Raw genomic sequence first — 13,923 nt, 5'->3', positions numbered from 1 at the left:
TCAAACTTCTTTTAGTTTTAACTAACTATCCATCAAAAAAATAATTATTACTGCACTTCTATCATCTCTGCATCCGCTTTTCTAAGTGAGAGTTCATAACCTCTTACCGTCACTTCTATGGGATCTCCCAGCGGTGCCACCTTCCTGATATATAATTCTACGTTTTTCGTGATACCCATATCCATAATCCGGCGTTTCACCGCTCCTTCTCCATGGATTTTCACAACCTTTACGGTCTGCCCGCATTTTACCTCTTTTAACGTAGCCATGCCATTCCTCCTACACCATAATTTTATTTGCCATTTCTTTACTGATTGCCACACGTGAATCCTTTACCTTAACGATCAGATTTCCATTAATTTCTGATACGATAGTGACAAACCCACCCATTACAAAGCCCAGGCTCTCCAAAAAACGTCTGGTCTCGTCTCTTCCGCCGATTTTTCTGATTCTCATCTCCCGACCGGTTTCAGCCATTGTCAAAGGCATCATAACCCACCCGCTTTCATTCATTTTAAAAATCATTCTCATTTACTACGTAGGTTAGTATACGCTTACTCGAGTTATATGTCAATGACCGTAATTGATAATTTTTTTCATTTACTTTTTTGATTGTGTTTTCTGGAAAGAATTGTTATAATCGAATATACTCAAAGTAGTGATAACTAACCAAAGTTAAAAAGGGAGACAATATGCGAAACAACCGATCATCAGAAGATTATTTAGAAACCATACTGGTACTGAGCAAAAAGCTTCCTGTCGTCCGCTCCATTGACATCGCCACAGAGCTTAATTTTTCAAAGCCAAGTGTCAGTGTTGCAATGAAACATCTGCGTGAAAATGGATGTATAGAAGTCAGCTCTGCCGGATTTATCACATTAACCGAAAAAGGAATGGATATCGCATCCAGTATTTATGAACGCCATCTGGTACTTTCAGACTGGCTGATTTCTCTGGGCGTAGATCCAGTTGTTGCTGTCAGAGATGCCTGCGAGATGGAACATCAGATCAGTGATGAAAGCTTTCAGGCAATGAAAAAATTTATAAAGGAGACTCAGCTATGAGTATATTAAATGTAGAACACCTCTCTCACGGTTTTGGCGACCGTGCCATTTTTCAGGATGTCTCTTTCCGGCTTCTGCGCGGCGAGCACATCGGTCTGGTAGGTGCCAACGGTGAAGGAAAATCCACATTTTTCAACATTATTATTGGAAATCTGCGTCCGGATGAAGGCAAAATTGAATGGGCCAAAAATATTCGCATCGGTTATCTTGACCAGCACACCGTTCTGGAAAAAGGAATGACTGTCCGGGATGTATTAAAATCAGCATTCTCTTATCTTTTTGAATTGGAAGAGAAAATGAACGATATCTGCAACCGGCTGGGCGAGGTTGATGAAGATACGATGAATGAAATGATGGAAGAACTGGGCACAATCCAGGATACGCTGACCATGCATGACTTCTATATTATTGATTCCAAAATCGAGGAAGTTGCTCATGCATTCGGCCTCATGGATCTCGGTCTTGACAGAGATGTTACCGACTTAAGCGGAGGTCAGCGCACGCGGATCCTTCTGGCAAAGCTTTTATTAGAAAAACCTGATATTCTGCTTCTGGATGAGCCTACCAATTATCTGGACGAAGAACACATTTCCTGGCTCAAACGTTACCTGACCGAATACGAAAATGCATTCGTACTTATCTCACATGATATTCCTTTCCTAAACGATGTGATTAACATCATTTATCATATGGAAAATCAGGAATTGAACCGTTATGTAGGAGATTACGACAATTTCCTCAAAATATATGAGGTGAAAAAGGCTCAGCTTGAGGCTGCCTACCGAAAACAGCAGCAGGAGATCAGTCAGCTGAAAGACTTTGTAGCCCGCAATAAAGCCCGCGTCTCCACAAGAAATATGGCCATGTCCCGTCAGAAAAAGCTGGATAAAATGGACATTATCGAACTGGCAGCGGAAAGACCAAAACCGGAATTCAACTTCAAAGTCGGCCGCACACCGGGAAAATACATTTTCGAAACCAAAGACTTTGTCATCGGATATGATGAACCTCTTTCCAAACCATTAAATATCAGTCTCGAGAGAGGCCATAAGGTTGCCCTGACCGGGGCAAACGGAATTGGAAAAACAACTCTAATCAAAAGCATCCTTGGCATCGTACCGCCTATTTCCGGAACCTGTGAGCTTGGTGAAAACCTGATGACAGGATATTTTGAACAGGAATCCGCTCCCGATAACCGCACCACCTGTATTGAGGAAATCTGGCAGGAATTTCCTTCCTTTACTCAGTACGAAGTCCGGTCCGCCCTTGCAAAATGCGGTCTTACGACCAAGCATATTGAAAGTCAGGTGCGTGTCTTAAGCGGTGGTGAACAGGCCAAAGTCAGACTCTGTAAAATCATCAACCGTGAAACCAATGTATTGATGTTGGACGAGCCCACCAATCATCTGGATGCCGATGCAAAAGATGCCTTAAAGAAAGCATTACAGGAATACCGCGGAACACTGCTTCTGATCTGTCACGAACCGGAATTCTACCGCGACGTAGTCAGTGAGGTATGGGACTGTTCCAAATGGACCACTAAAATTGTATAATAGTTGGGGTTCAAAGCCCCCAACTATCAGTTCAGTACAATCGCATTGACTGCCTCCACCAGATCAACCACAGCATTTCTCTCAACAAGTGCTGTCGGCTCTCCATCCACAACCGCCAGACAGTTGTTTCCATCATACCTGAATAACTCTATCTGCACTTCGGGTTGATTTTCATTGTCCAGATAGATCGTAAGACTGATTTCTTCCTTATCGGATGGTTTTTCATCTGTAAAATCCGTAGTCGAAAGAGAATTAAGAGCCTGCTTAAAATCGTCAATTTCTAACTCTTCATCCTCATAATACCAGGTGACATCGTCTCCCTTCTTTTTAGTTGTAAGTGTATATTCCTGATCTTCCAGTGAAATTTCTATCTTCTGAATATCGGAAAAATCTCCCCAGAATATTTTCTGATGGCGAAGCTCATCGTAAGATGCAGCCATTAACGTCTTGTAGGATTCTCCGGCAATTTTATAAATAATCGGCGATTCTCCCACTCTTGCATAGGCCGTTATTTCTTCCTCTGAATCCTCTTCTTTTTCATCAGCTTCTTCTTTTCTCTGCTTTGAATCCCGGGATATACTGAGAACAAACGTATCCTCCTGTTCTTCTTCATCTTCCTCATCCGAATACGTGTATTTCATTGTCACAGTCAGTTCCGGATCATCCAGACCATAAGAAGCAAGTTCCTCCTCCGATGCATCATAAGATACATAATCACTCAGATTCAATTCATCGAGTGACTGCAAATAACTTTCAACATTCGCTGTATCAAGAGCCAGTTCCTCACCATCTTCTTCAACGAAGTATGTATCGTCATCGCTATAGGTAACTTTGTTTTCTTCTTTCTTCTCTGCCTTATAATTCTGGCTGCCTTTAAACTGTAGTTCAGTAACCTCATCATATTCCGGAACTTTATCATTTTGAATCATATCTTTTAATTCAATTTCAAAGAATTCCATCGGGTCATTCTGAACAAGATAAACATTTCCGTCTCCAATTGATACATATCGTTCCTCATCCATGGTACTGTAGTCACCTAACAGTATTTCATAATCTTTCTCTTCCGTACTGATTTTAATGGTACATATAGGATCCTCCAGGCCGTACTGACCATAATCTTCCACATCTTCAATGATAAAAGAAACGCCAAATTCCTGGAATGGTTCTAACAGTTCACTGATTTTTTCCTCATTTACCGGGAAATTTTCATCCTCATCATACAGCCAATTCTCGTCCTTGTGGAACGCCAGCGTCTGCTCATCGTATTCCCATGAGAGGGCTGTCACATCCTCTGTTTCCAGCTCCAGTACAACCTCATCGCTGTTTTTGATCTGCTCTTTCTTCTCCTCATACCTGCTGACACCGAAGGTAATAAGGCAGATTACAGCCAGCACTCCAAGCAGCACATATATTTTCTTAGACCTGCTCATTCTGACGCCTCCTCCTTCTTACGATTACAGTGATACCAACCACAAAGAATATCAACGGGAATCCGCCAATCATCATCATTTTTAAAAGCGATGCCGTAGATTCGTCAATCGTAAGATAATTATAGTTGAGAGATTTACTCCGGATCGCAACTGCTTCACTTTCTCCCATAAGAGAAGACAGGGTATTCATACCAAGATTCAGGTTTGCACCGGATGAATAGGAGTTATACATATCATCGAGGAAATTGGAGGATGCGAACCAGACGATCCGTCCGTCATTTCCACAGGAGACGGATACTGCTGTTGCAAATGGTCCGTCAATGTCACCATCCTCTTTTTCATATGTCGTAAGATCATATCCCGCCGTTTTGCTGAACGCCTCATCTGAAGTCGTGAGAAGCTCCGTCACCGCTCCGGAAGAGTCTGATACCTTAAGTCCCTGTGCAATCGGCATAATCGCATAATAATTTTCTTCAATCAGAGATGCTGTAATATCACTTTCCGCAATGTCCGGCATCAGGATATATGGCTGCTGGAAAGCATAATGATCCCTGTCGGCCTCAATGACTACTCCTTCTGCCTTTTCCACCCCATAATCACTCAAAAGACTGTACAGATTATCCAGAGAACCATCTTGAACTGGTCCTGCGAGAACCATAAGCTTACCGCCATCAGTAACGTATTCCGCTAACAAATCCTTCTCCTCCGCAGAAATATCACTGGTCGGTGCATAGATCAGTACACAATCTGCTTCTTCCGGAACCGAATCTTCATTGAGAAGTGAGAATGTAGTCGTCTCTATATTTTCCTTTTCAATCTGTGAAGCAAATACTTCCGAAAGCTCCGCTTCTCCGTGCCCTTCCAGTATGTAAAGCTGTGGAAGGTCTTCACTTACAACATAGTCAATCGCAGATGTAATGGCTCCCTCTCCATCAAAGGAAGTCTCATAGGACTGCGTCATCATATTTTGCTCGGAAATATAAATGTCACTGTAGCTGATATACCTGCTTTGCTCACCACACTCTACGATCAGACTGTTATTCGGCACATCCTCCGAAGTATACTGATCCGTAAAAGTCGGATAAACATCCGGATTTTTCTTAACAACCTTCACATGGTCTGACAGGCTTTCATACTTGGCAAGAAGATTCTCAATCACAGCATCTTCCTCATCGGCCTGAACGATCCAGTAAATCGTCACATCCTTTTTCAACGCATTGACTACCACCTTGGTATTACTTGTAATCGAATACAGTTTCGTGGAACTGATGTCATACTTCGTAACTGTGGAGGGAAGTATCGATACAAAAATATTTACAACAACTAAAATAGCCAGCACAATTCCTGTCATCAGGAGAGAATATGCTCCGCCACGAAAAGCGATCCGGTTTACTTCCGTCTTTTCTGTCTGTTTCATTTTCTGAATAAATGAAATCTTCTGCATTAGTTATACCTCCTTTTTTCCAGAGATTGTACCGACAGGAATAAAAAGAAAATAATCACTGTCACATAATAGACAATGGCTGTCATATCAAAAACACCATTGACAAACGTATAAAATCTTTCAAAAAGAGATAACTTCGTCATAATATCAGGAAGCAGCCCCTCGAATTTCGTACTGTCTATGAAATAAGCAATACATGTAGCCGCAGTCAGCACAATACTTGTCAGACATGCAGCATTCTCATTTTTCGTCACATACTGGACAATCAGCCCCAAAAGCAGTGCAATCACTACCAGCGAAATCAGGGAACCAAAAGCCGTAGAAGATACGTATTCCGCAAGTGTCACACTATAGTAATTGAGCAGAATCACGGGTATGGTAATTCCTGCCGCAAACCCCTGATTATCTGTCAGCGAAGAAATAAAGGTTCCTATGGCAATGAAAGCTGCTCCCATAATAAAGAAGGCTAATAATGAACCGTATGAAGTGAGCAGATATACCTCTCCATACTGCGCAAAAATAGCCGGATAAACGGCTACTATACAAAGTGGAACCAGATAAACGGAAAGAAGAGCAAAATATTTTCCAATCACAATCTCAGACGTTTTGATTGGCAAAGAATATAAAAGCTGATCCGTTTTCTGTTTTCTTTCTTCCGCAATGACGCGCATGGTCAGAATCGGAATAATAACTACAAAACCCAGACATACGAAACTCAGTACATATTCGAAATTAGCTACAGCTGACTGAATGTTGTAAAGCATGGCACCGATTCCGACAAACGCCAGCAAAAATGCCGAAAAAATATAAGCCGTCAATGAATGAAAATAATTTGACAGCTCGTGTTTTAATACTGCAATCATTCTTCTTCCACCTCTCTCTCCTCTGAATGGTTATCTGTGTTCTCTCCTTCGGTTAATTCGATAAACACATCTTCCAGATTCGCCTTCTGAGATGACATCTGAAGAATCACTTTTTTCTTTTCAACAAAAGCCATGAAAAGCTGACGACAAATATCCTGTGAATCATCCGACTTCGTCTTTATATTTACAGCAATCATTCCATCCGCCCGCTCTTCAAATTCACACTGCGTAATCTCATTAATATTACACAATATTTCCCGGATTTCCTCTTTAGAAGCCTCTGTTATGAATGAAATTCCGTTTGATACACTTAAAAGCTTCTCCAGATTTTCCGGCTCATCAAAGGCAACCAGCTTTCCCTTAGAGATGATCAGAACTTTGTCGCAGATTGCCTGAACCTCTGATAAAATATGGGAGCTCAGTATAACCGTGTGGTTCTCCCCAAGCTGTCTGATCAGATCCCGAATCTCGATAATCTGAATAGGATCCAGTCCCACCGTCGGTTCGTCAAGGATGATCACCTTCGGATTTCCAAGCAATGCCTGTGCAATTCCTACTCTCTGCCGATATCCTTTTGACAATGCAGATATCAGTTTGTTTTTCACCTGTTCGATTTTAGTCTGTTCGATTACCTCCTCAATCTGTTCTTTTAATTCCTTCCCCTTCAGCCCTTTGGCCTCTCCGACAAATTTCAGATATTCCACAGGCGTCTCATTCATATAGAGCGGGGGCTGTTCGGGAAGATATCCAATCATTTTCTTTGCCTGTTCCGGTTCTTCCAGAATATCATGGCCATAAATTTTAACCTGACCTGATGTCGCCGACAGACATCCTGTCATAATGTTCATGGTTGTAGATTTTCCGGCTCCGTTCGGTCCTAAAAATCCATAAACATGCCCTTCACCAATTTCAAAGGACAGATCGTTTACAGCCATGAAATCACCATAACATTTTGTCAAATGTTCCACTGTTATCATAGCAAACCTCCTGAATATATTGTTCTGATTTAAGCCCTGGCACGCATGTCATAAATCCATTTCATTGTAAAAACTCTACTTGAAATGTACTTGAAATGAATTGTGAAGATTCTGCGAACACTTTTATTCAGTGTGGTTTATATGCTATATATTTTGAATTTATGAAAATATAGCCCGAAAAAGGATGGTTTTTCCATCTTTACTGGTTGCCGTTATCTTTCCCCCGTGATTTTCTACAATCGCCTTCGCCAGTGAAAGTCCGATTCCGGTACCGCCGGTATTAGAAGAACGCGACTCATCCAACCGGTAAAAGCGGTCAAACAGACGATTCAACTCGCTGTCGCCCGGAAGCTCACAGGTATTCGACACTTCCACATATATTTTGTTATGCTTATGATAGATATCCAGATGTATCTCACCGCCCTTATCTGAATATCGGACAGCATTATCAAGTAAGATCGACATCATCTGCTGAATCGCACTCCTGTCCCCTTCCATCTTAAGCTCCTCTTCAATATGCTGGGAATATTTTTTCCCTTCTGCCTGTGCAAGAGAAGCGAAATGTTCTGCCGTCTCCCACGCCGCATCGCTAATGGAAAACTCTGCTTTTTCCGGAAATGGCATTTCCTCATCTAAACGGGAAAGTGCCACCAGATCACTTACCAGACGTGTCAGACGAGCCGTCTGCTTCTGAATATTTTTAATCCACTCATTGTCCTCATCCTCCATTGCAAGTATATCGGCACTGGTTGCAATGGAAGTCAATGGCGTCTTCAGCTCATGTCCGGCATCCGTGATAAACCGCTTCTGTCTCTCCATATTTTTTGCATAGGGTCTGATTGCTTTATTTGAAATCAAAATAATCAGAACAAGAACCACCAAAAGACTGACCAGAGCAATGATCACAGAAGTCCAGAAAAGAGAATGCACAAATCTCTGTTCATTGGATACATTCAGAAACCCAACCGTAAAACCATCTGCATCTTTTTGTATCATATAACGGTATTCTTCCACATAACCATTTTTCTGATCCTTCGACATTACCTTTTCCAAATAAAACTGAGCCGTGGCCCTATCTATGGACGAGATATGCTCCCTTGAAATACTTTCAATTATCCCCAGCTCATCACAATGCACACAAAAAAAGCGGGTTGTAAAATCCGCCTCCGGACCGTTCGCCCACGGCATCTCTGATATCATAGGCATATCCGCCACAGGCAGGGACATTTTCATCTGCTCATATTCCATGATTCCCGCAAGCATTTTATCCTGTCTTCCTGCTGTAACCGAATAAGTAATTATATTTATCCCCAGAACCAATACGATCATAACAGCTCCAAAAGCAGTCATAGCTGCCAGAATGAAGCGAAGTTTCATCTTTTTCAGCATTTGTTTTCCTCCAGTATATATCCTGCTCCACGGACAGTCCTGATTTCAATATCTGCCTCCAGCATTTTCAGTTTTCTTCTCACGAAACCGATATAGGTCCAGACAACATCCATTCCCGCCTCTGAATCCTGTCCCCAGACCTTGTCCATAATATGCTCCGAGGAAAACACAAAATGCGGGTGTCTGAGAAAGAGCTCCATCAGCTGATATTCCTTATTATTAAGCCTTACCGACTTACTCCCTGAAGATAATTCATAGCGATTACAGTCCAGCTGGACATTCCCCAGACTCAGAATACTGCCTGCATAATTATCATTTCTTCGGGCAAGAGCTTTAACTCTCGCAACAAATTCCCTGGTTGAAAACGGTTTGGGAAGGTAATCATCCGCTCCCGCTTCCAGACCGGCCACACGGTCTTCGATTTCTCCCTTTGCCGTCAGCATCATAATCGGGATACCCGATCTCCCTTTTCTTATATTTTCCAGCACCTGCAAACCGTTCATCTCCGGCATCATGATGTCCAATACAATTGCATCATAGTCTCCGTTATAAAAATACTCCAAAGCATCCTTGCCATTATGGACAATATCAACAGAAAATTTATTTTTCTCTTGAATGATTACATTGTACTCTCAATAGAGACTCATCTTTTCTTTGCAAGAATCATGAAAGAACACTCTCTTTTCCTGGAAGCAGGCTTTCCCTGCTGCGAAAAAGAGTTTATTGAAGAAGCGCACCATTTCCGCTGTGAGTTTGAAGAGCTTCTGCGGGACACTCTGGAAATTGCTGACGGAGTCGTTCAGGAACCTATTCTTCGATCCAGCGAACTGGTCACTGAATTTACCGTCTGTGCCGAAGAGAAAACCGAAACCTTAAGCGGCATTCCCATCGACAGCAATCTTACCGGATTAGCACAGAGACTCCGCTGTGGTTGTATAAAAGGCGAAATTTCTTCTTTATATCAAACAGTTATACAGATTAATGAACGTGCTCTTAATCTTCTGACAGATCTGATCTGTTTCAAAGAGCGTATCCTGAACAGGGTAAATAATGCACAACTCTTCACGGTCAATTATCCTCTGCTTATTGAGCACATCACCAGAGAAGCCAGACTATACCGCGACATCGTAGAGCAGCTTATGACCAACAGAAGTATTTCCTACCAGAATCTGTATGAGACCGAGAATTTCTGGAATCGGATCATGATGGAGCATGCATGGTTTATCCGCGGTTTGCTGGATCCGTCAGAAGCACAGTTAATAGAAACTGCCGACAGTTTTTCCAAAGACTACTCCCGACTCCTCCACGAAGCCAGAAAACAGAATTGCCGTGCGAATGCCATGACGGAAAAATCTCTGGAAGAAACTTTGAAATACCGCGACTTTAAAGCCACCGGAACAAAAGGCATTCTTGACTGTCAGATTTCGTCCATTATTCTGCCTCTCCTGGCCGACCATGTACTCCGGGAAGCAAATCACTATATCCGTATGCTGGAAACCGGACGAACCAGGTAGAAGGAGGATGAGATATGGAACTTTGTAACTACCCCTGTCCTGAGCGGACCCGTTACTATGAGATCGAAGCAATCGAAATTCCGATTGTTTACAACAAATACGGTGATTATGACCCAAATGGACTTCTATATGTACTAAAGAAAGATGCCTCCCGTATTCGGAGGGAAGCACTGCGTAATTTCTCTCTAGAAACTCCTCAGCCGTATGAGGAAGTGAAGCCTCTTGTCATACGGGCAAATGCAGGAGAGCGCGTCATAATCTCATTCTCCCACTCGCTGAACCGCGATCTCTCCATCCATGTTCTGGGAATGGACTATGATGTGCAGACATCTGATGGGTCCAGTGTGGGCTATAACAGAGATACCACCACCCGGAAACAGATTACCTACACCTGGTTTGCCGACCGGGAGGGTGTGTATATGTTCCACGATATGGGAGATATGAGAAGCAGTGAAGAAGGAACCAACATTCACGGACTCTTCGGTGCCATCATCGTAGAATCTCCACAATCCAGATGGCTGGATCCTGAGACTGGTAACGAGCTGGAAAGCGGTCTCTTCGCAGATATTTATTCCCCCGGCAGACCCGCATTTCGGGAATACGCCGTATTCTTCCATGACGAGCTGGAAATACGGGATAAAAATGGCAATCAGCCCATGGACCCTCATACCGGCCTGCCTTCCTCTACCACAGGAATCAGCTATCGTTCAGAACCCATGCGCAACCGTGAACCTCTGACAGATGACCATGCAGACACCGGAGAAGATATCTCCATGAGCTCCTGGGTCTATGGAGATCCGGCACCTCCAATCCCCCGTGCTTACGTCGGAGATCCATCAAAAATCCGATTGATCCATGGCGGAGTCAAAGAAACCCATGTATTCCATCTCCACAACCATCAATGGCGTCTGGAATCGGAAAACCCGGTTTCTACAATCCTGGATTCCATCACCCTGGGACCACAGGAATGCTATACACTGGATATTCTCCATGGAGCAGGAAGTCTGACCGGAACGATTGGCGACGTGATCTTCCACTGCCACCTCTATCCTCATTTTCACGAAGGAATGTGGACCCTGTGGCGAATCCATGACCGGCTGGAAGACGGCACCGGCAGACTTCCCGATGGCACAGTGATTCCTCCTCTCATGCCATTAAAAGACAGAGAAGCTCCCCCGCCAAAAGATGAGGACCATCCAGGTTATCCGAATTTTATCAACGGGACCTTCGGAGAGCGCCCCTTACAGCCGCCTCTGGGTATTTTAAACTCTGATGACGATAGTATCATCTTACCCACCGATATGGAACGGGCAAATTTTGTGGAAAATTACGCTCCCGGAGCCCTTTATTCCGAAACCTGCCCCTGCTCGGAACATACCGAAGTAAAGGTATTTGAAATTGCACTGGTTCAGGCGAAGGTCACTTATAACCGCTACGGCTGGAACGATCCACAGGGACGGTTCTTTGTCCTGAAAGAAGATCTGGAATTCCACGGCGGCCTCGACTCTTATATCCGCAAAGTCGAAGAACAGAAAATCCGCGTAGAACCTCTTGTCATACGGGCAAATGCAGGAGACTGCATCGAAATTCGCCTTACCAACCTTCTTCCGGAATATATTGAGGAAAGTCCCTTCCAGATGAAAACTTTGACAGATTTTGCAGCTTATCACATTCATCTGGTAAAATTCGACACCATCGTCTCCGATGGTGCCGCAAATGGCTGGAATAATATTGCCGGAGCCCGACAGTATGAGACATTGATTGAACGTTTCTTTGCAGATACAGAGCTTAACACGGTATTCTTCCATGACCACCTGTTCGCCAATTCTCACCAGCTTCACGGCGTATTCGGAGCACTGATCATCGAAGAGGCAGGAGCTACCTTCCACAGTCCCCGAAGCGGGAGAGAACTTCGACGAGGCACTCAGGCTGTCATCCACCGCAGGGACGGAACCTCCTTCCGGGAATTCGCCCTGTTTGTCCATGATTTTGCTTACCTGTTTGACAAAGACGGTAATGCACTGAACCCTCCGGCCGTCCCCGGTTCCCACGATGACCCCGGCGTAATGGGCATCAACTACCGCTGTGAACCTATGCGGGAGCGTCTGAAAAAAGGAGAAGACCCGGCCTATATTTTCAGTTCTCTGGTTCATCAGGATCCTGCTACTCCGATTCTTGAGACATATCCGGGAGATGAAATTATCATCCGCCTTCTGGATGGTGCCCACGAAGAACAGCACGTTTTCAATCTTACCGGATTATCATGGCAGCGGGAAATCGCAGACCCTCATTCCCCCACTGTTGCCTCTCAGACGCTGGGAATCTCCGAGGCTTTCAATCTCCGGATTACCAAAAAATATTATCCGGGAGATTACCTCTACTACTTTGGAGGTGTTGATGATGTCTGGCTGGGACTTTGGGGCATCCTGCGGGCATATGATCATCCCGTAAAACACCTGAAACCATTATGCAGCAGAAAAGACAGTATCCTGCCGCTTCCACTCTGTCCTGATAAAGACGCTGTCATACGCAAATACGAAATCGCTGCCATACAGCGAAACATTCCTTATAATCATCACGGAGATCATGACCCGGACGGATTACTCTTCGTTCCCCTTGAAGATGCAGACTGTGCACTTTATGGAAATTATCAGCCGAAGCCTCTGATCCTGAGGGCAAATGCCGGTGAATGGATTGAAGTCACCCTTCACAATCTCTTCAATCCGGCACACCCTATCGAATATTTCGACTATCCGAGAGTCCCTCTGGATTACAGATATCAGCCTTCCATGCGTGTATCTCTGAATCCACAGTTTCTGCACTATGACCCGGTATGTGATTCCGGAATCAACGTAGGTTATAACAACAGGGAACAGACCGTCGGTGTGGGAGAAAGCAAGAAATATCTGTGGTACGCGGATAAAGAATACGGTCCCTGCATCATCCAATCCTTTGGAGATATCCGTAATCACAGATATCATGGACTGTTCGGAACCATTATTATTGAACCGGCCGGAGCTTCCTGGTACCGCAGCTGCTCTCTTGCCCGGGCAATGTACGAAGAAGAAGCTGTCATCACCGCTCCGGGTGTAGAAAGCTTCCGCGAATGCGTCCTCATGATTCAGAACGGTATCCGTATGCTGGATTCAGAAGGGGAACTTGTAAAGACGATACAGGAAGATGATGGAGATGCCATCGATGCAGAAGACACCGGAGAAAAAGGTTATAATTACCGCTCCGAACGATTTGCAAACCGACTGAAACGAAGCAGCCGGATCTCCCGTATTTTCAACAGCCGGATTCACGGGGATCCCGCAACTCCGCTGTTCAGAGCCTACACAGGAGAAAGAGTCATTTTCCGAACCATGATGCCTGCTGACAAACCCCGTAATGTGGAATTGACCATCCATGGTCATAAGTGGAAGGAACAACCTTCAGATCCATTCTCCAGAGTGATTCCACTACAGGGAGGCATCAGCATTGGAAATACCTTCAGCATGGAACTGGAAGACGGAGCCTCCTGCCCCGGTGATTACCTCTACCGCTCCGGCAGCCTGAAATGGGATGTAGAGTCCGGAATGTGGGGAATCTTCCGCGTAATGAAACAGGGCATTGGCTGCAGATGCAGGAATGTCTGCCATAAAATCTTGCAGTGCATATCAACAGATAAATAAACTACAACCAAACTA

General features: G+C 44.1%; 12 protein-coding genes. 4 read left to right on the top strand and 8 right to left on the bottom strand.

Annotated elements, in window-relative coordinates:
* Nucleotides 1-47 precede the first annotated feature (47 nt).
* Together ACQRCC_RS10845 and ACQRCC_RS10840 are read right to left on the bottom strand one after the other, a co-directional pair.
* Complete coding sequence (locus ACQRCC_RS10845) at nucleotides 48-269, bottom strand: FeoA family protein (RefSeq protein WP_427850789.1); 222 nt, start codon at nucleotides 267-269, stop codon at nucleotides 48-50.
* 10 nt (nucleotides 270-279) lie between these two features.
* A complete protein-coding gene (locus ACQRCC_RS10840; protein ID WP_427850788.1) occupies nucleotides 280-492 on the bottom strand; it encodes a FeoA family protein in 213 nt (70 codons plus the stop codon).
* Between the two features lie 200 nt (nucleotides 493-692).
* Here ACQRCC_RS10840 and ACQRCC_RS10835 point away from each other — a divergent pair, with 200 nt between their 5' ends.
* Together ACQRCC_RS10835 and ACQRCC_RS10830 are read left to right on the top strand one after the other, a co-directional pair.
* A complete protein-coding gene (locus ACQRCC_RS10835) occupies nucleotides 693-1,064 on the top strand; it encodes a metal-dependent transcriptional regulator (RefSeq protein ID WP_427850787.1) in 372 nt (123 codons plus the stop codon).
* Nucleotides 1,061-2,617, top strand: a complete 1,557-nt coding sequence (locus ACQRCC_RS10830; protein WP_427850786.1) for an ABC-F family ATP-binding cassette domain-containing protein — start codon at nucleotides 1,061-1,063, stop codon at nucleotides 2,615-2,617. Before ACQRCC_RS10835 ends, ACQRCC_RS10830 begins: the two co-directional genes overlap by 4 nt.
* A 26-nt stretch (nucleotides 2,618-2,643) precedes the next feature.
* Here the strand turns inward: ACQRCC_RS10830 and ACQRCC_RS10825 are convergent, their stop codons facing one another.
* The 6 genes from ACQRCC_RS10825 to ACQRCC_RS10800 form a co-directional block, all read right to left on the bottom strand.
* On the bottom strand, nucleotides 2,644-4,047 hold the full coding sequence (locus ACQRCC_RS10825; protein ID WP_427850785.1) for a DUF4340 domain-containing protein: 1,404 nt from the start codon (nucleotides 4,045-4,047) through the stop codon (nucleotides 2,644-2,646).
* Nucleotides 4,034-5,491: a GldG family protein gene (locus ACQRCC_RS10820; RefSeq protein WP_427850784.1), complete on the bottom strand. Its 1,458-nt coding sequence runs from the start codon at nucleotides 5,489-5,491 to the stop codon at nucleotides 4,034-4,036. Before ACQRCC_RS10820 ends, ACQRCC_RS10825 begins: the two co-directional genes overlap by 14 nt.
* On the bottom strand, nucleotides 5,491-6,354 hold the full coding sequence (locus ACQRCC_RS10815; protein ID WP_427850783.1) for an ABC transporter permease: 864 nt from the start codon (nucleotides 6,352-6,354) through the stop codon (nucleotides 5,491-5,493). Before ACQRCC_RS10815 ends, ACQRCC_RS10820 begins: the two co-directional genes overlap by 1 nt.
* The gene (locus tag ACQRCC_RS10810) at nucleotides 6,351-7,331 is read right to left on the bottom strand and encodes an ABC transporter ATP-binding protein (RefSeq protein ID WP_427850782.1); all 981 of its coding nucleotides are present in this window, start codon (nucleotides 7,329-7,331) and stop codon (nucleotides 6,351-6,353) included. Before ACQRCC_RS10810 ends, ACQRCC_RS10815 begins: the two co-directional genes overlap by 4 nt.
* A 159-nt stretch (nucleotides 7,332-7,490) precedes the next feature.
* A complete protein-coding gene (locus ACQRCC_RS10805; RefSeq protein WP_427850781.1) occupies nucleotides 7,491-8,720 on the bottom strand; it encodes a sensor histidine kinase in 1,230 nt (409 codons plus the stop codon).
* Nucleotides 8,714-9,283, bottom strand: coding sequence for a response regulator transcription factor (locus ACQRCC_RS10800; RefSeq protein WP_427850780.1), 570 nt, complete (start codon nucleotides 9,281-9,283; stop codon nucleotides 8,714-8,716). The genes ACQRCC_RS10805 and ACQRCC_RS10800 overlap by 7 nt, the downstream gene beginning before the upstream one ends.
* Before the next feature lie 15 nt (nucleotides 9,284-9,298).
* On the opposite strand from ACQRCC_RS10800, the gene ACQRCC_RS10795 reads away from it, so the two are divergent.
* Nucleotides 9,299-10,234, top strand: coding sequence for a DUF2935 domain-containing protein (locus ACQRCC_RS10795; RefSeq protein ID WP_427850779.1), 936 nt, complete (start codon nucleotides 9,299-9,301; stop codon nucleotides 10,232-10,234).
* A 14-nt stretch (nucleotides 10,235-10,248) separates the two neighbouring features.
* Nucleotides 10,249-13,908, top strand: coding sequence for a multicopper oxidase domain-containing protein (locus tag ACQRCC_RS10790; RefSeq protein ID WP_427850778.1), 3,660 nt, complete (start codon nucleotides 10,249-10,251; stop codon nucleotides 13,906-13,908).
* Nucleotides 13,909-13,923: the final 15 nt, after the last annotated feature.

It is taken from the genome of Sporofaciens sp. SGI.106, from assembly GCF_050314255.1.
In the GTDB taxonomy this organism is placed as follows: domain Bacteria; phylum Bacillota; class Clostridia; order Lachnospirales; family Lachnospiraceae; genus Claveliimonas.
This window is presented reverse-complemented; position numbering and strand designations above follow the sequence as displayed.